Below are 18040 nucleotides of genomic sequence, written 5' to 3'. Positions count from 1 at the left end.
AAAACGCCATTGGGATTCCAATGGCGTTTTTAGATTCAAACAACTGACCTTAGTTCAATACTTCCAAAGTCACTCGGGCGGTACCCGAGCTGGTTGAACCGATTTGTTTCGCAGCCGCTACTGATAAATCAATAATACGACCATGTGCATAAGGTCCGCGATCATTCACTCGGACAATGGTGCTTTTACCATTGGCCAAATTGGTGACCTTCACCTGCGTCCCAAACGGCAAGGTACGATGCGCGGCGGTCATGGCATGCATATTGAATGTCTCACCATTTGCCGTGCGTCGGCCGTGGAAACCCGGACCGTAGTACGACGCCACTCCCGATTGAGCCATTTTCGTTGCCGCGTTATTCGGTGAGTAACTGGTTTTAATCACTTGGCGCGACGTTGAATTTTTGGCCACGTTATTGGTGGCGGGTACTGCTTTTTTAACCTGAGTCACTTTTTTAGAAGTGGTCTCTTTTGCTACAACCGACGTGCTCATGAAGGATAACCCCATCACCAAGCCTAAGCCGGTAGCAAGCATTTGCTTGCGAATTTGAAAAAAACGAATCATTCCGTCTTACTCCATTTAGACGGGCTTCTGACCAAAGTTAGTTATTAGTATCGGAGCGGTCTTTACCCACTGAGCTCGCCTATCTGATTCGATGATGGCGAATACTCATTAACATGCCACAGGCCACGCCCAAGGTAATAAGCGCAGTGCCGCCATAACTCATAAATGGCAGTGGCACACCTACCACCGGCAAAATCCCACCGACCATACCCATATTCACAAACACATAGGTGAATATAATCATGGCCAAGGAGCCTGCCAGCAGACGATCAAATCGCGTTTGCCCTTGATGAGCAATCGATAAAGCACGCGATATAAGCGCTAAGTATAGCACAAGAAGCAGTAAAACACCGATCAGGCCGAATTCTTCGGCATAGACCGCGAGCAGAAAATCGGTGGACTTTTCGGGGATGAATTGTAACTGCGCCTGCGTGCCATCCATCCATCCCTTACCGAGCCAACCGCCAGAGCCGATGGCGGTTCGCGCCTGAAGGATATGAAATCCCGTACCGCGCGGATCCTCCATCGGATTGAGCAAAACATCAACCCTTCTACGCTGATAATCGTGCAATAAAAAGTTATACACCAGTGGTAAAGATACAACAGCCACGCCAATCAAAGCGCCAATCACCCGCCAACTCAGCCCAGCATAGTACACCACATACGTTCCCGCCGCCGCGACCAAAAGTCCCGTACCCAAGTCCGGCTGTCGGGCAATCAACAAAAAAGGTATGACAAACAGCATCGTTGCTACGCCAAACGCCTTCCATAGCTGTCTACCCTGAACATTACCCAGATTGTGAAAATAAAAGGCAATCATCATCGGTACGCCGATTTTGAGTAACTCTGACGGCTGAAAACCAAAAATCCAACGGCGCGCACCCAAACGCACTTCGCCAAACAGCGCCACCGCCACCAATAAAACCACACCGCTGACATACACCGGAACAGCGGCGCGCATGAATACTTTCGGCGGCGTATAGGCCAATGCGACAATCACACCCCAGCACAACACCAAGTTACGGATGTGTTGCGCAAAGCGATCGGGACGATCGGTAGATGCGCTGTACATGGTGACCAAGCTGATCATGCTGATCAAAATCAGAATCGCAACCATCACGGGATCCAGAGGCGAGAATAATTTGCGCAAAAATCGGCGGGAATTATGCAAACGCACCATGATTATTGTCCTTGTCCCTGATGAGCAGCATTACCTGTGCTGGCGTTGGCAGAGCCGGTCTGCGCCGATGTTGGGTTACGGCCACGCAGTTGCATGCGCTGACCATTTTGTGAGGCGACAAAGGCATCCAGCGTGCGTCGCACCAATGGCGCGGCGGCAGTTGCACCAAAACCGGCGTTCTCAACAATCGCAGCGATGGCGATTTGCGGTTTATCCGCCGGATAAAAAGCGATGTAGAGCGAGTGATCGCGCATAAACTCCCCGCGCATACTTTGCGCGTAAGTAGAGGTTTGACTCACCGTAAACACCTGTGCCGTACCGGTTTTTCCCGCAGGCAAACCGCCCGGCAGACCGTTGAAAATCCCACGCCCCGTACCGGAAATATTCACCTGCACCATGGCGCGTTTGATCAAATCAATGTCCGCCGCCGGAATCTGTAAGTCAGCGGCCACTTGCGGCTGCGTCTCGGTACGCTGGCCAGTCAACGGGTCGATTTTCGCCTTGAGCAAATACGGTTTCATGCGCACGCCGTTATTGGCAATCGTCGCGGTGGCATTGGCCAGTTGCAAAATCGTAAAAGTATTTTCACCCTGCCCGATGCCCAAGCTGATGGTTTGCCCCTCCGACCACTCGCGGCCGGTGCGTTTGAAAAACCACTCTTTCGACGGCAAAATCCCGGGTTCTTCGCCCACCAGATCGATGCCGGTTTTCTCACCAAAACCAAAGCGTGAGATTTCCTGATGCATCAAATCCACGCCCATTTGGTGCGCCAAACTGTAGTAATACACGTCGGATGAGACCGCGATCGAGGTGAACATATTGACCGCGCCATGTCCGCGCCCGCCGGTACTGTCACGATAGCGATGCGTGCCGAGGGTGTAAATCCCGCCATCTTGAATAATGGCATTGCGATCACGCGCACCTGAGTGCAACGCAGCCAGTGCCATAAACGGTTTGTAGGTGGAGCCGGGCGGATACGCGCCGCGCAGGGCGCGGTTGAACAAGGGTTTTTGAATCGAGCCGTTAAGCTCGTCCCATTTTTCTTGCGAAATGCCTTCAACAAATAGATTGGGGTCATACGTCGGCGCGCTGACGAAGGCTAAGACTTGCCCCGTACTCGGCTCAATCGCGACCAAGGAGCCGCGCCGTCCGGCAAAGGCTTTTTCCACTTGGTCTTGCAAATACGCATCAATGGTCAACTGCAAATTATTGCCCTGAACCGGATCTTTCGCGCCCAAAACGCCGACTTGACGCCCCGAAGCCATGACCTCCAACCGCTCGTAACCATTTTTACCGTGCAGCAACGACTCGTAGCTTTGTTCAATTCCGAGCTTGCCGATGTGCGTGGTGCCAAGGTAATCTTGCTCCAGACCATTTTTCTTGATGCGTTCTTTATCGCGCTGATTGACGCGACCCACGTAGCCGATCACATGTACGGCCAGATCGCCGTTCGGATACTCGCGGAAGCTGCGTTTGGCAACCGAAACTCCTTTGAATTGAAATTGCTGTACGGAAAAACGCGCGACTTCCTCTTCGCTCAATTTGGCGCGAATCGGAATGCTGTCATACGGGTCGCTCTCGGCGCGCAGACGATTAAAGCGCTTGATATCCGCCTCGGAGACCGGCACGATTTGCTGAATTTTGGCGATGGTTTGTTCTAAATCTTCTTGCTCTTTGGGTACGATTTCCAACGCAAAGCCCGGATTGTCGCGCGCCAAAACAAATTCGTGGCGATCCATGATCCAGCCGCGTGCCGGTTCAATCGGCACTTGGGCGGTGCGATTGGATTGTGCCAATTGGCTCAATTCGTCGTGCTTGAATACCTGCAAATAGACAAAACGCGCAACCAGCAAACCAAAGCACAACAAAACCAAAATATACGCCACCAAAATGCGTTGGCGAAATACTTGACCTTGAGCGAGACTGGCGCGTGTGGACAATTTCATACTGTCAATCGCCCCGTCACTGCATCATCCATTCGCCGACCTTGCGTGACTTGGCGCCACGGGTCAAAACGATGGCCAAAAGCAACCACATCGGGATGGCCAAAAGCAACCAAACCATGGTGGACAACTGCGGATGTGTGCCCAAAATCACGATGTAAAACAACGCGCGCAGAAATTCAACGGCAAACACCATGCCCGTGGCATACAAGGCATGGATGAACACGGAGGCAAATTGCAAGCGCGGCGCCAGCAAACCCATGGTATAGACGAGCCAAACATACATCAGCGCGTGCTCACCCATGCGCGAAGACTGCTGTACATCGACCAGAACGCCGACCACAAACGCGACCAACAGAGAAATACGACCGGGCTGATAAACCTTCCAAAACAGCAAGATCAATGCCATACAGTCAAGCCAAATGGCTTGCCTAAAGGTTAGGAACGACAAGGCCCACGCCACCGCCATCGTCAAAATGACGACCCGCGTGCGAACCAAAGCCAACCATTGTTCAAAGCGCATGACTTACCCCGTTACTTTTTAAACTGCTCACGCGTGCGTGCGCCCAAGGTGGATGGAACCGGATTTTCGCGTGCCAATTCGATTTGCGCGTCGCTTCGGGCTTTCATTTCCGCCAAATTCGGTACCTGAATCACGCCGACATAACGCACGCTGAGCGCATGCACCAGCGGCACAACGGTCAACTCCGAACGGCCATCGGGGCCGGCCTGCGCGATATTCGCTACTTTCGCCACCGGAATATTGGCCGGATACAAGCCATCCAAACCCGAGGTGACCAACAGATCGTCTTTTTGCAAATCAGCGGACTCTTGGTTAAAAATCCGCAGCTCCAGAAAGCCTTCGCTTTTATCGCCGCTGATAAAACCGCGTACCGACGGATTGCGTTGCACCATCACCGGAACATTCACTTTGGTGTCAGTGATCAGCGTAACCTCGGCGGTGTTGATTTGCACATCGGTAATTTGTCCGAGCAGTCCCTCATGCGTCATCACCGGCTGCCCCAGTTGCACGCCGTTTTGGCTACCCATATTGAGCACCAATTTGCGCATATACGGATCAACCACTTGATACAGCGCCTCTGCGGAAATAAGCGGATAGGGAGCGCTGGACTTGAGCCCGAGCTGCGCGCGCAAGGCTTGATTGTCGCCCTCAACGCTGGCCAAGGTGTGCAAACGCATGGCGTAGCCCTCGTTTTGCGCCACGAGGTCGCGGTTTTGCAAAGCCAAACTTTGTACCTGATAGCCGTGTACCAGATAGTCGGCGACCCAAACCCGCGCAGTATGCACGACACGCTGAACCGGCGTCACGAACGCCCACGCCAGCGCATCTCGCACGATCGGTGGCCCGTTAAGTACGAGCATGGCAATCGCAATGGCACTGGCGATGAGCACGCGCATCCAGTCGGGAGTCGTGCGACGAAATAAATTGTAGCTGGAGTCCATGACGCTCCTGATCCTGCGTCAAAGATTATTCGTATACGAACAGCGAGCTAAAGCGGTTCAAGTGCTCCAAAGACATACCCGAGCCGCGCACCACGCACAACAGCGGGTCATCAGCCACGTATACCGGCAGGCCGGTTTCTTCTTGCAACAAGCGATCCAAATCTTTGAGCAATGCACCGCCACCGGTCAATACGATACCGGCTTCGGCAATATCCGCACTCAATTCCGGCGGAGTTTGCTCCAGCGCGATTTTCACCGTGGAGACAATCGCGTTGAGCGGCTCGGAAATGGCTTCCAAAATTTCATTGGAGTTGACCGTGAAACTGCGCGGCACGCCTTCGGCCAAATTGCGGCCTTTGACTTCCATCTCGGCCACTTGCGCGCCTGGGAAAGCCATACCGATTTCTTTTTTGATCAATTCTGCGGTCGGCTCACCGATCAACATGCCGTAGTTGCGACGGATGTAGTTGACAATGGATTCGTCGAATTTATCGCCACCGACGCGCGTGCTGTTTTTATACACCATGCCGCCCAATGAAATCACACCGACTTCGGTCGTACCGCCACCAATATCAACGACCATCGAGCCGCGCGCTTCAAATACCGGCAAACCCGCGCCCAGTGCCGCCGCCATCGGCTCCTCGATCAAGTGCGCTTCGGATGCGCCGGCATTTTCGGCGGATTCACGAATCGCGCGACGCTCCACTTGGGTCGAGCCGCACGGCACGCAAATCACGATGCGCGGGCTGGGCTTGAACAAATTGGATTCGTGTACTTGGCGGATGAAGTATTCGAGCATTTTTTCAGTGATGCTGAAATTGGCAATCACACCGTCTTTCATCGGGCGAATCGCGTCGATATTGCCCGGCACTTTACCGAGCATCAGTTTCGCTTCCGAGCCGACGGCTTTGACCATCGGGCGACCGGTTTTGGTGTCGTGTTGAATCGCCACCACCGATGGCTGATCCAGCACAATGCCTTTGCCGTTGGCATAAATCAGCGTATTGGCCGTACCCAAGTCAATCGCCAAGTCATTTGAAAAATATTTGCGTATAAAATTAAACATGTTATCCCTTTGTTCACCCAATCATTTTTAATCGTGACGGGTCAACATCCTCCTTAAAATGAGGCGTTGACCACTCAAATTCTGTTGACCGCACCGATTGCTCGCGCATTGATTCCAATGCCTTGTGTAAAACTTCTGTTGACCGCAGCGGCGGTTTGTTTGGAGAATCGAATCGGCGGATTTTGCGCGGCGTCATTAAACCAGCTTTTTGTGTGACTTTTACGGAGCTTTGCCCCAACCACAGAAAACACCGATCTACGCCAAAGTGTGCAAGCGCGTAATGATACAGGAAAACCCGCAAATTCGTGGTAATTTTGTGATAATTTCTGCTTAAAAACATTGACTTATGTGTGGTTATCGCCTGCGCGGCACCATTCAATCCGCACACACCACACACACAGCACAAACCGATACTCTACTCATCCAATCCGAAACCCACCGACCAACCTGTCCCCAATTTCAACGTTTACATATAGTGCTCAGGCAGCATTGAACCGACGTATTTTTGCAGATGACGCCAAAAACTACCCGGCTCACGGTTTATTTTTGTCCCGCTCGGCTCGGCAGTGCCTGCGGCCTCATCGGTCGCCGGATCCGCACCCAAATACCAATACGTCTTGCCTTGCGCGTCCTGTCGCATCTGGAAACTGAACCTCGGGTTCAACTGAGTGATAATCAATTGACGCAATTTTTCAGCCAACTGCGGCTGCTCAACCAAAACCCCGACCTCGGTATTGCCCGTGACCGAGCAGTGATCCAGGTTCATCGAGCCGACAAAGCTCTCCTTGCCGTCAATCACCACCACCTTGGAATGCAAAGCCGTGCGCGAACCGCGAATCGAGAAAATCGGATGACGCCACTCCGGCTCCGGCGCAACGTCGGGATAGCCGCGCAATTCATACAGACCAACACCCGCCGCCAACAATCGATCACGGTAATAATCGTAATGCCCATGAATCACTGGCACATCGTTTGATTGCAGCGAATTGGTCAACACCGTCACCGCCACGCCGCGCTGCTGCAATTGGATCAAAAAATCGGTCAATTCGTCACCGGGCAAAAAGTAAGGGCTCACCACCAGCACCTCGTTTTGCGCACGATCCATGGCCTGAATCAAGGCGTCAAACACTTGCGTGTCGCGCCGAATTTCATCTTTATTCGGCAAATGAATCATCGGCGGCTCGGGTGGTCGGGTAATTTTATCGGGCGGATCCATCAGAAAGCGAACTTTGCCCCACACCATGCGGTTCACCACTTCGTCCAACATGCTGTCCTCGGTTTGCTTGAGCACCTGCAAATACGGGTGGCGCTGCACCCGCTCTTTGCGGGTCAAACGATTCGTACTCAACAACATTTTGGCGATTTGTTCACGCCGCAGTTCGAGGTATTTCGCATCGAAATCATCCACGCCCATGACCTGTTTCGAGTTCCAATACGCATCAAAACCCTTTTGCATATCGGCCACCACGTGCCCTGCGAGCAGCACATCCATATCCGAGAAATTATCCTCTTCGCCCGCATTGAAATATCGATCGCTCAAATTGCGCCCGCCGGTGATGCCGAGCACGCCATCGGCCAGCCACATTTTGATGTGCATGCGCCGACGCAAGGTACTCAGATTGGACAAAAATACCGTCCAGCGGGTGAGCAGATTCGCGCGAAATTTTTTGATCGGATTGAACACCCGCACCTCGATGTTCGGATGCGCGTTCAACATCAACATATCCTTGTCGCGCCCCAACTGTTCACGATCATCCAGCAGCACCCGCACGCGCACGCCACGCTCCGCCGCCGAAACGATCTCGCGCAACAACAGCCGCGTGCTCAAACCACGCTCCATATTGTAATACTGCAAATCCAAGCTGTATTGCGCGTTCTTGATCAGCGCACTGCGCGCAGCAAACGCCTCCACACCATTCGACAACGGATACACCGCCGAATCCTCCGGCGAGGGCTGTTGCAGCGTGAGTGTGTGTGCATCCATATTGTGTGTCTGTTCAGAAATCGGGGTTGGCTCAAGCGATGAATTCGTCCTATTCAGTGCTATTTTAGAGGGTTTTGCCAGCGACACTGACGATTGCTCATGTTTTTTTTGCGCATCGTAAACCAATCGAACCAAAGGCGCAGACGGCTGAAGCGGCAAACTCTCACCGTATGCCAACGGTTTCGGCGTCATGCCTGCGGGAAACTGATTTGCGCAACCCGTCAAACCGAGCATCAACAACAGCATCAGCCACCGCATCCACTGGCGCAACCCCATTCGCCCCATTAGCCTTAGGCACTCATCCATCGCCATAACATTCCACCATCACTCAGGCCGCCGAACGAGACGCACGCGGCGCGGCGGCGCCTGCGGTGACCGATTTTAGCCAATCCTGCGGCGATACCACGCGCACACCCCACTGACGCGCCCGATTGCGCAGACGCAATAAATGCCGATCCTTCGAAATCAGCCAATCCACGCGGTGCACCAAAGCCGCATCAATAAACACCTGATCATCCCGATCCGTGCAGCGAATCCGCTCAAACGGCGGCGGTACATCCGCCAGCAACGTCACCAGCGCACGCGTCTGCGCCAAAATCTGCGCCTGTCGCTCAGGCTCAATCGCAAATTGCGGCCGCGCCAACACATCCACCCATTCATCCCACATCGCCTGCGTCATCACAATGCGCTGCTGCGAATCAAGCCCTTGTTCAATCAATCGTTTCAATTGCACCACCGGCGCATCATCCGCCTGCGCAAACACAAACCAATCCAACCAAATATTCGTATCCAAAATCCACTGCTGCACCGTCAAACCCACACTCTTCCCCGCCTCAGACTCACTCGCATTCATAACGACACCAGCCGACCATTCTTGATACGAACACCCTTTTTACCCAAACCATGCTTACCCAAACCCGACAAAGCCTCATTTTCAGCCAGCAACAACAACTGCGCCCGATTCTGCGCATGACAAATAGCCGCCGCCAATGCATCCGCCGCATCCGCCTGCGGTTTCGCCGGCAAACCGAGCAAACGCGCCACCATCTCCTGCACCTGCTCCTTTTTCGCCTTGCCATGCCCCACCACCGCCTTTTTCAACTGCAAAGCCGTGTACTCATGCACCGACAAATCCTTCATCACCAGCGCACTCATCGCCGCGCCACGCGCCTGCCCAAGCAGCAGCGTCGACTGCGGATTGATATTCACAAACACCTTCTCCAACACCGACTCATGCGGATGATACGCATCAATCACCTGATGCACGCCGTCGATCAAGGAGCGCAAACGCTCCGGCAGCGCCTCACCCGCCACCTTAATCACCCCGCTCGCCACATACACCATCTCATGACCGCACACATCAATCACCCCGAAGCCCGTAAAGCGCAGCCCCGGGTCAATGCCCAGCAAACGGATGGTTTGCGCCTGCTTCGTCATCTCTTCATACCCACCAGACCGACCAAACGCGACACAATCAACGCCACATACATCACCCCCGAAAACATCTGAATCGAGGCAATCACACGCGCTGGCGGTGAAATCGGAATTACATCACCCAAACCCGTGCTGCTCATACTGGTAAAGCTCAAAAACAACAGTTCCAGCCACGTGCGTGGTTGCTCACTATTCACCGCCGCCGTAAAACTATTCGGATACACCAACTGACACGCCGAATACAAAAACGCAAACCCCCACACCAACAAAGTAAACACCGCTGCTGCGGCAAATAGCTCATCGCGCGTCACCACATGGTCATCCAACATATACCAAATCATCCCAAAGGCTGCATAAAAATACGCCAAACCTTCAACAATATTGGCCCACAACGTCCACTCGGTATGCCCCAGCGCCACCAGAGCCGAGAGCACCAAAGCCGCACCGACCAAGACAAACCCAATGCTATTGAAAATAGGACTGTTGCGAATCACCACGCCCACCAACAGCAAAGCCAATGCACTCAAAACCCACGAAAAAGCGTGCGTGCCTGTATTACTGCTCAAAATCGGCGCAGAAATCAACATCACCAACTGCACCAACAACAACCACGCCGACGGCAAACGCTTCAAAGTCGCAAACATAAACACCTCAGATTGATTAACAGCCGCAGTATAAAACAAACGCCGCCCGATGTGCGTCACAAAGGGCGGCGGAGAAAAAAGAGATACAAAAACGCAATATCAAACGTATTGGATCATTCATTCCTAACCTAGCTAATGCCGTTGAACGGTAATACCCCCTAAAAAAGCCAGCACCTAAAAGTAGAACCCTTTAAACTAACCCAAAGGAGTTTTACATGAAAGTATCCAAATTCAGCGACAGCCAAATCGCCAGCATTCTAAAACAAGCCGAGTCAGGCGTACCCGTACCCGCACTGTGTCGTGAGCATGGCATCAGCAGTGCCACCTTCTACAAATGGCGCAGCAAATACGCAGGCATGGACGCAAACCTCATGAGCCGCCTCAAAGCCTTAGAAGCCGAGAACACGCGCCTGAAAAAACTCTATGCCGAATCCCAGCTGCACACCGACATCCTCAAGGAGTGCCTTGCAAAAAAGTAAGCGCGTCATCTCGTAAAGAGATGGCGCAACAACTGCACAACGATAAAAACATCAGCATCCGTGCGTCCTGCGAACTCATGAGTATCTCAGAAAAACGCTTTCGCCACATCCCAACGCGCGCGCAAGCCAACGCCATGATAGCCGCTAAACTGATCGAGTTGACCACCACCAAAGGACAAAACACATGGGGCTTTCGATTATGCTACCTGCACATCCGCAACGTCTTGGGCTGGAAATACAACCACAAACGCATCTACCGCATTTACTGCAAACTCGGGCTCAACTTGCGCCTGATTCCCAACAAACGCCTTGACCGAGAAACACCGCAACCACTCGAAGTGCCCGACGCAATGGATGTGACGTGGTCAATCGACTTCACCCACGACAACCTCGAGGATGGGCGCAGCATCCGCTCATGCAACGTCATTGACGACCACAACCGAGAAGGGTTGTTGGCAGAAATCAACTTCTCAATCCCCGCAACCACGCTGACGCGCTATCTCGACCAACTCATTGAATGGCGTGGTAAACCTCAAGCGATACGCTCGGACAACGGCCCTGAATTCATCAGCCACCACTACCAACAATGGGCGCAAAAGCACGACATTAAACTGCTCTACATCCAACCTGGAAACCCACAGCAGAACGCCTACATTGAACGCTTTAACCGAACCATGCGCTATGAATTGCTCAATCAGACATTATTTGAGTCACTCGAACACGCTCAAATCGAGGCGACACAGTGGCTGTGGTGTTACAATAACAACCGTCCTCATATGTCGCTCGGTGGATTCACTCCAGCGCAAACGCGTATGATGGCTTTAACAAACTCACGCGTCCTGCACTAAACGCAGGACTTGTGTTGATTCTACTTTTAGATGCCGCCCTTTTAGGGGGTATTACCGAACCACTTGATTAGTAGCCGCTATTTTTTTATCCGCGTAATGCACTACATCTTTAATCACCAATTTTTGTACGGCAGAAATAAAGGTCTGCATGAAAGCAAAATTCGGCTCATGATTTTGAGTCGGGAGCATGAAAACATCTGTCTGAATCTTTTTATTACTAATACTGTTTCCCCAAGAATATTTATGCCCCAGTCCTTTATCGACACAAGTCGCCAAAAACAAATGATTGAGTTTGTTCCTTTGGTTTTCGTTTCTCAAATACAAAATAAGATTATGACTATCATTGGAATAAAAGTCTTTTTCCTGATAACTGACAACAAAAGTTTTTCCACCAATAAACACACAATTACCTTTATCAATCAGAGCTTCATTAAATGAAATATACGAACTAACCGCATTGTTTTCACTGCTTGCGCACAAATACGGCGTTTGACCACTGTTTTCCACAATATCTCTCGATAAGATGTTGCCCGAATTTTTAACCTGAAACACATCTACTACTTTGAATGACTCAAACTCCATCATTGCAAAATTGCTCAATACTTGCTCTTCTTCCAAAGTCAGCTCAAAGTTCTTAAGACCAGCAGCAGACAAATAAGCTTCTAGCTCTGCTATACGCTGAGCTTCTAGCTCTGCTATAAACTCCTCCATAATGGTGAAATCTATTTCACCATGTTTAATAGGAAGCTGAATTTTTGTATTATTAAACACTTGTTCAAAATCCCTAACTAGGACATTTTGATAAACAAGCTGGTTTTTATTCAACAGAGTAATGAAATAATGGGCAATTCGCTGTGTTAGTAAAAATGATTTCGGTATCGCCCTTTTGGTAAATTGACCAGCATAAAAGTCATTTTCCATATAAAAAAACTGCATTCCTATCATACCAACAGCCAAACAATTACCTGCAATTTTATTTTCTTCATTTAGATAATCAACATAACCTGCAATACCATTATTAAATACAGTTCTTGTGAAATATGGGTATTTACCATTTTCACTAAACGTAAAACTATCCTTATTTAGTTGCGGATTTCCTTTTATTTCAAACAACTCACCCAGTTTATACTCACCCCACTCAACCGCCTTTAACTTATCATTGAGCAGGGCATCTACTTTCCCAGCCCATTATCTCCATTGCTTTGCTGTTTTAATAGATTGGATACTTCCCAGGCGAGGTAATCACTTACTGTTTTTTTAAAATCCTGCAATGTCGGCTTGGTATTAATAGGGGCTGTTTGATTCCAATCCGCGCCATTGGACGGATCAATGGTGGCTTCGTAATATTCTTTGGCTGTAAAAATATTCAGCTTGCTTTTACCAAAACGCACAAGGTTAACCAGCTCTTCGTAGCGTTCACGTGCACGATCTGTGTCTTTGAGGTTATTACTCGCCTTTTTACGATTGGTTCGTGTATAGCCATCATTAGAGAAGTCAATAAATTTCACCATTTCGTCTTTTTCGTGCTTTTCATTGACCTTAAAGACGTAAATCTGGGTTTGTACACTGGATTTACCAATAAATAAATCAATTGGCATTTTGATACTGGCTAACAATGTGTGCTTCTGCAAGATACGGCGATTGTATTCAACTGCTTTGCCCGTACCTGCTGAGTTTTGGATAATAATGGCCGCATATCCCTTATTCATCATTCCAAGGGCTTTTTCGACAAAACTCATGCCGTTACCTTTGGCTGAGTAAGGCGGATTCAGTACGAATGCATCCGCTGGAAATTTGTTTTGAGTCTCCCCAAAGCCATAGTAACCATCAAAATCAGTCAGTGAGTCTTTATTCAGGATGTTTGAGCTGCCATCACCCATCAAAATCATATTTAAGATCGCCAGCATATAGACGCTGGAAAGTAATTCTAAACCCAGCAATTGTTCGGCTTTAATTTTGAGTTCTTTTTGAGCCAACTCTTGTGGCGAGTTGACGGTGTTTTTCGCATCATTGAGCATTTCGTTCATTGCCGCCACCAGCAGACCCGCCGAACCCGTAGCAAAGTCCCATACATATGAGTCTTTGTTAACGCGCGCAAGTTTGACCAAAAGAGTGGCCACATACGAAGGCGTCAGCACAACATCATTGAGCTTATCCTGCGTAAACCCGAGCCACGAGTACATTTCATTGAAAAGCTTGCCCGTGAAGTCCGTTGTCAGACCAATTTTATAATAAATACCCAAATCATCGACAATCTTCACAAACACTCTCTTGAGTTGAGACTCGCCGTTGTGTACTTTATTAATATTGTCGGTAGTTAAGGTATTGGTGAGCGTTCTGACAATTAGGTCTTTCTTTTCTTTGGGCAGGTCTTTTTCACCTAAAAAAGCTTCGATTTTTCGTACGACTATCTCACCGTCCGTATTACCCTTTTCTGTAGACGATTTCAAATCATTCTTTTCAAGTGGAGACACTTTGCCTGGAATACCTAATGTTGCAATGATAGATGCCGCGACAAGATATACTCGATCGTTTTCGCCCAAGCCTTTTTCATTCTGATAAATATCATTATTTAACTTAGTCAGACTAGAGTCTATTTCTTTCTCTCGCTGATGCTTGATCTTATCAAGCTCCTCTTGCGACAGACTCAACTGATTGACACGCTCAATAAAAGCGTCAAAGTTTTTATCTGCTAAAAAGGATAGGTCCGAGAACTCACCTACTTTTTGCCCAACACCAAAATTAGATTTGGATACATAGTACACCCCAATTTGATGGTGAATTTTTCCCGCTTCATCTTTATGGCCAGTTACCCCAATAGCAATGATGTCGGTATAGCTGGTGTGATGCAGTATTGCATTCGCATAATGCACTGCTCCATTAACAGCAAATGAGTTAATGTTTTTAAAGTTCGGCTCGTTTTTTGCTGTTCGGTTCTCGACCTTACCATCAGCATCGAGTTTAACCAGTTTGTCTTTATACCCCTTGTACTCAATGAGTACGGGATAAAAATTTAGACTTTTATCCTGCAACAGTAACTTTGCATCGGGACGATTGGCTCCTACCCCACCGTTCTTAGTGAAATAGTCGGAGAGCGCTTTATCAATTTCACTATTTAAAGACTCTTGCTCTAACTTGTAGTCTAGTTTGTAGGACTTTAACCAGCCATTCACTAAGTCGGCGATATTGGGTTCTATAGATTGAGCCATAAAATTATCAGAGGGGAATAAAGTAAAAAAATAATATAACTAAATTTTTTAAGGGTGAAAACTTGTCCACCCATCTATTTAATGACGGAAATGCCGCACGCCGGTAAACACCATCGCAATGCCACGCTCATCCGCCGCGGCGATGACTTCATCATCCCGCATCGAGCCGCCCGGCTGGATGACACAGGTTGCGCCGTAGTCAATCACCACATCCAAACCGTCGCGAAATGGGAAGAAGGCATCGGACGCAACGGCTGAGCCTTTGAGTGACAGCCCTGCGGCTTCGGCTTTGATCGAAGCGATTTTGGCGGAGTCCAAACGGCTCATTTGTCCTGCGCCCACACCGAGGGTCATACCATTGCCACAGTAGACAATCGCGTTGGATTTAACGTACTGCGCCACTTGCCATGCGAACAGCAGGTCATTGATTTGTTGTTCGGTCGGGGCGAGTTGGGTGACGACCTTGAGGTCTTCGCGTTTGAGGAAGTGGTTGTCGGCCGTTTGCACCAGCAGGCCGGAACCAATGCGTTTGACGTCTTGCGCATTACGCCCTTGCTCCCACATCGAGCCGGCTTTTTTGACTTGCGACAGGTCGATGTGCAGTACGCGCACGTTTTTCTTGGCTTCAAAAATGGCCAAGGCTTCAGGCGTGTACTCGGGTGCAATCAATACTTCAACGAACTGTTTGGATACGGCTTCGGCAGTTTTGCCATCGCACACGGTGTTAAACGCAATAATGCCGCCGAACGCGGAGGTCGGGTCGGTTTGGAAGGCTTTGCTGTAGGCTTCCAAGCTGTTCGCACCAACCGCTACACCGCATGGGTTGGCGTGTTTGATGATGACGCAGGCGGGTACGTCAAATGATTTGACGCATTCCCACGCGGCATCGGCGTCGGCGATGTTGTTGTACGAGAGTTCTTTGCCTTGCAGTTGTTGGGCGGTGACGAGCGAGCCAGGCGCGGGGTAGAGGTCGCGGTAGAGTGCGGCGGTTTGGTGGCTGTTTTCACCGTAGCGCAGGTCTTGTACTTTGACCATATTGGCGTTGTGTTGCTCCGGATACTCCGCACGTGCAGCGACATCACGGGTTTGCGGGTCGATGCTGGAAAGGTAATTGCTGATCGCTGCATCGTACTGGGCAATGCGGTTGAACGCAGCGACGGAGCATTTGAACTTGGTCGCGTCGGAAACAGCGTTGTTGGTTTTGAGTTCGTTCAGTACTTCGGCGTATTGATTCGCGTCGGTCAATACGACCACGTCGCGCCAGTTTTTCGCTGCGCTGCGTACCATCGCCGGACCGCCGATGTCGATGTTTTCAATCGCGTCCTCCAGCGTGCAGTTGGCTTTGGCAACGGTGGCTTCAAACGGGTAGAGGTTCACAACCAGCATGTCGATGGTGTCAATACCGTGCTCGGTCAATGCCGCCATGTGCTCGGGTAAATCACGACGCGCGAGCAAGCCGCCGTGGATTTTCGGATGCAGGGTTTTGACGCGGCCGTCGAGCATCTCCGGAAATCCGGTGTGCGTGGCGACTTCTACTACCGGCAGACCCGCGTCGGCGAGCAGTTTGGCCGTGCCGCCAGTCGAGAGCAGTTTCACGCCGTGCGCGTGCAGAGCCTGCGCGAGCTCAAGCACGCCGGTTTTGTCCGAGACGGACAACAATGCTGTTTTGATCATGATTTCCTCGTTAATTTAAAAAGATAAAAATCGTTCGTGTGATTGCGTTAGCCTGATCCGGCTTTAGTTTGCTTTCAGAGCAAATCGTATTGCTGTAATTTTTTGCGCAGCGTGGCGCGATTCACGCCCAGCCATTCGCTGGCTAAACTTTGATTGTTGCGGGTTTTCGCCATCACCCATTCGAGCAGTGGTTTTTCGCACGCCGACAGCATCATTTGATGCAGATGGCTCGGCGTCGCGCCGTCCAGATCCTGAAAATACACCTCGAAATGGTGACTCAGGCACGCAGCGATGTCCACCATGCCGCCTTCTGTTCCTTCGGTTTTTAGAGATTGCGCCGTCACATCCAGCGCCACCGCGCCATGCGCCACATTTGATATCAATTCTTTTTTTTCTGCCAACATATTGACTGCTTTCATCGTTCACTCTGTTTTTTACTTATACTGAATCACCGCTCGCGTCGTACGGTAAATACTCGTACCGCTCGGCCAATTCGTCAAAAAAATCCGCCACTGCCTGCAATTGCATCGTCGTCTCATCCAATGCATTCATGCGCTGGCGAAACGCTTCCCCACCCCGCAACGGCGTCACATACCAGCCAATGTGTTTGCGCGCGGTGCGCACACCCATGAACTCGCCATAAAAATCATAATGGTGTTGCAAATGCGCCAGCAGCACCGACTTCGCCTCCGCCACTGTCGGCGGATTGATCAGCCGACCATCGCGCAGATACGCCACAATTTCACGAAAAATCCATGGCCGTCCCTGCGCTGCACGCCCAACCATCACCGCATCCGCACCCGTTGCCTCCAGCACAAACTTCGCTTTCTGTGGACTGATCACATCACCATTGGCCACCACCGGAATTTGCACCGCCTGCTTGACCGCGCGAATGGTGTCGTATTCGGCCTCGCCTTTATAACCGTCGGCGCGCGTACGCCCGTGTAAAGTGAGCATTTGAATGCCGCAATCCTGCGCCATTTTAGCAATGGTCAAGGCATTTTTTTGCTCACGGCTCCAACCGGTTCGAAACTTCAAGGTCACCGGCACATCGACCGAACGCACAACCGACTCCAAGATTTTCTGTACCAACGGCTCATCGCGCAACAGCGCAGAACCCGCCGCCGTACTGCACACCTTTTTCGCCGGACAGCCCATATTGATGTCGATGATTTGTGCGCCTTTATCGACATTAAACGCCGCCGCATGCGCCAACATCTGCGGATCCGCACCCGCGATCTGCACCGCAATTGGCGCCGACTCACCCGCGTGATTCAAGCGTCGCGTGCTTTTATCCGTATGCCACAGCTGCGGATTGGAGGCGGCCATTTCAGAGACCGCATAGCCAGCGCCCATGCGCTTACACAACTGACGAAACGGACGATCCGTCACGCCCGCCATCGGTGCGACAAACACATTATTGGGTAATTCATAAGGGCCGATTTTCATATCCAACGCGTCACGAGCGGCTGCAAAAACCGCTCCCTTTTCATCCAAAAAACTGTTGATCAAAAATCGTGCACCACAATTTTTCCACAGTCACTATTGTAGCA

At 50.7% G+C, this 18040-nt stretch carries 15 protein-coding genes and 1 pseudogene; 1 reads left to right on the top strand and 15 read right to left on the bottom strand.

Annotated features, from left to right (window positions below):
• Positions 1-49: 49 nt before the first annotated feature.
• The 10 genes from ACZ41M_RS10300 to ACZ41M_RS10255 form a co-directional block, all read right to left on the bottom strand.
• A complete protein-coding gene (locus tag ACZ41M_RS10300) occupies positions 50-562 on the bottom strand; it encodes a septal ring lytic transglycosylase RlpA family protein (RefSeq protein WP_464731257.1) in 513 nt (170 codons plus the stop codon).
• Between the two features lie 79 nt (positions 563-641).
• Complete coding sequence (rodA, locus tag ACZ41M_RS10295) at positions 642-1742, bottom strand: rod shape-determining protein RodA (RefSeq protein ID WP_464731258.1); 1101 nt, start codon at positions 1740-1742, stop codon at positions 642-644.
• Positions 1743-1744: 2 nt separating this feature from the next.
• Positions 1745-3688 carry a penicillin-binding protein 2 gene (gene mrdA / locus ACZ41M_RS10290; RefSeq protein ID WP_464731259.1) on the bottom strand — a complete coding sequence of 648 codons (1944 nt, stop codon included), beginning with the start codon at positions 3686-3688 and terminating at the stop codon, positions 1745-1747.
• Between the two features lie 16 nt (positions 3689-3704).
• Positions 3705-4208, bottom strand: coding sequence for a rod shape-determining protein MreD (gene mreD, locus ACZ41M_RS10285; protein ID WP_464731260.1), 504 nt, complete (start codon positions 4206-4208; stop codon positions 3705-3707).
• 11 nt (positions 4209-4219) lie between these two features.
• The gene (gene mreC, locus ACZ41M_RS10280) at positions 4220-5149 is read right to left on the bottom strand and encodes a rod shape-determining protein MreC (RefSeq protein WP_464731261.1); all 930 of its coding nucleotides are present in this window, start codon (positions 5147-5149) and stop codon (positions 4220-4222) included.
• Positions 5150-5174: 25 nt separating this feature from the next.
• Positions 5175-6215, bottom strand: a complete 1041-nt coding sequence (locus ACZ41M_RS10275) for a rod shape-determining protein (RefSeq protein ID WP_464731262.1) — start codon at positions 6213-6215, stop codon at positions 5175-5177.
• A 466-nt stretch (positions 6216-6681) separates the two neighbouring features.
• Positions 6682-8475: a phospholipase D-like domain-containing protein gene (locus tag ACZ41M_RS10270; RefSeq protein WP_464731263.1), complete on the bottom strand. Its 1794-nt coding sequence runs from the start codon at positions 8473-8475 to the stop codon at positions 6682-6684.
• Between the two features lie 52 nt (positions 8476-8527).
• The gene (locus ACZ41M_RS10265; RefSeq protein WP_464731264.1) at positions 8528-9052 is read right to left on the bottom strand and encodes a PIN domain-containing protein; all 525 of its coding nucleotides are present in this window, start codon (positions 9050-9052) and stop codon (positions 8528-8530) included.
• On the bottom strand, positions 9049-9615 hold the full coding sequence (gene ruvC / locus ACZ41M_RS10260; protein ID WP_464732153.1) for a crossover junction endodeoxyribonuclease RuvC: 567 nt from the start codon (positions 9613-9615) through the stop codon (positions 9049-9051). Before ruvC ends, ACZ41M_RS10265 begins: the two co-directional genes overlap by 4 nt.
• 17 nt (positions 9616-9632) lie before the next feature.
• Positions 9633-10277: an ion channel gene (locus ACZ41M_RS10255; RefSeq protein WP_464731265.1), complete on the bottom strand. Its 645-nt coding sequence runs from the start codon at positions 10275-10277 to the stop codon at positions 9633-9635.
• Positions 10278-10492: 215 nt separating this feature from the next.
• Here ACZ41M_RS10255 and ACZ41M_RS10250 point away from each other — a divergent pair.
• Positions 10493-11604 (top strand): annotated as a pseudogene (locus ACZ41M_RS10250) (IS3 family transposase).
• A 51-nt stretch (positions 11605-11655) separates the two neighbouring features.
• Here ACZ41M_RS10250 and ACZ41M_RS10245 read toward each other — a convergent pair.
• From ACZ41M_RS10245 to dusB, 5 genes are all read right to left on the bottom strand, one after another.
• Positions 11656-12771 carry a restriction endonuclease subunit S gene (locus ACZ41M_RS10245; protein WP_464732154.1) on the bottom strand — a complete coding sequence of 372 codons (1116 nt, stop codon included), beginning with the start codon at positions 12769-12771 and terminating at the stop codon, positions 11656-11658.
• A 5-nt stretch (positions 12772-12776) separates the two neighbouring features.
• On the bottom strand, positions 12777-14813 hold the full coding sequence (locus tag ACZ41M_RS10240; RefSeq protein ID WP_464731266.1) for an HsdM family class I SAM-dependent methyltransferase: 2037 nt from the start codon (positions 14811-14813) through the stop codon (positions 12777-12779).
• Positions 14814-14891: 78 nt separating this feature from the next.
• Positions 14892-16487: a bifunctional phosphoribosylaminoimidazolecarboxamide formyltransferase/IMP cyclohydrolase gene (gene purH / locus ACZ41M_RS10235; protein WP_464731267.1), complete on the bottom strand. Its 1596-nt coding sequence runs from the start codon at positions 16485-16487 to the stop codon at positions 14892-14894.
• Positions 16488-16561: 74 nt separating this feature from the next.
• On the bottom strand, positions 16562-16906 hold the full coding sequence (locus tag ACZ41M_RS10230) for a helix-turn-helix domain-containing protein (protein ID WP_464731268.1): 345 nt from the start codon (positions 16904-16906) through the stop codon (positions 16562-16564).
• A 19-nt stretch (positions 16907-16925) separates the two neighbouring features.
• The gene (gene dusB, locus ACZ41M_RS10225; protein WP_464731269.1) at positions 16926-17936 is read right to left on the bottom strand and encodes a tRNA dihydrouridine synthase DusB; all 1011 of its coding nucleotides are present in this window, start codon (positions 17934-17936) and stop codon (positions 16926-16928) included.
• Positions 17937-18040 lie beyond the last annotated feature (104 nt).

The sequence above is a fragment of the Puribacter membranae genome (genome assembly GCF_055380425.1).
Note: the sequence above shows the minus strand (reverse complement) of the source record. Positions and strands in the feature narration are given on the sequence as shown.

Coding starts and splice junctions, on each gene's coding strand:
- ACZ41M_RS10300 (WP_464731257.1), bottom strand. CDS start 562: ATGATTCGTTTTTTTCAAATTCGCAAGCAAATGCTTGCTACCGGCTTA.
- rodA (WP_464731258.1), bottom strand. CDS start 1,742: ATGGTGCGTTTGCATAATTCCCGCCGATTTTTGCGCAAATTATTCTCG.
- mrdA (WP_464731259.1), bottom strand. CDS start 3,688: ATGAAATTGTCCACACGCGCCAGTCTCGCTCAAGGTCAAGTATTTCGC.
- mreD (WP_464731260.1), bottom strand. CDS start 4,208: ATGCGCTTTGAACAATGGTTGGCTTTGGTTCGCACGCGGGTCGTCATT.
- mreC (WP_464731261.1), bottom strand. CDS start 5,149: ATGGACTCCAGCTACAATTTATTTCGTCGCACGACTCCCGACTGGATG.
- ACZ41M_RS10275 (WP_464731262.1), bottom strand. CDS start 6,215: ATGTTTAATTTTATACGCAAATATTTTTCAAATGACTTGGCGATTGAC.
- ACZ41M_RS10270 (WP_464731263.1), bottom strand. CDS start 8,475: ATGGGGTTGCGCCAGTGGATGCGGTGGCTGATGCTGTTGTTGATGCTC.
- ACZ41M_RS10265 (WP_464731264.1), bottom strand. CDS start 9,052: ATGAATGCGAGTGAGTCTGAGGCGGGGAAGAGTGTGGGTTTGACGGTG.
- ACZ41M_RS10255 (WP_464731265.1), bottom strand. CDS start 10,277: ATGTTTGCGACTTTGAAGCGTTTGCCGTCGGCGTGGTTGTTGTTGGTG.
- ACZ41M_RS10240 (WP_464731266.1), bottom strand. CDS start 14,813: ATGGCTCAATCTATAGAACCCAATATCGCCGACTTAGTGAATGGCTGG.
- purH (WP_464731267.1), bottom strand. CDS start 16,487: ATGATCAAAACAGCATTGTTGTCCGTCTCGGACAAAACCGGCGTGCTT.
- ACZ41M_RS10230 (WP_464731268.1), bottom strand. CDS start 16,906: ATGAAAGCAGTCAATATGTTGGCAGAAAAAAAAGAATTGATATCAAAT.
- dusB (WP_464731269.1), bottom strand. CDS start 17,936: ATGAAAATCGGCCCTTATGAATTACCCAATAATGTGTTTGTCGCACCG.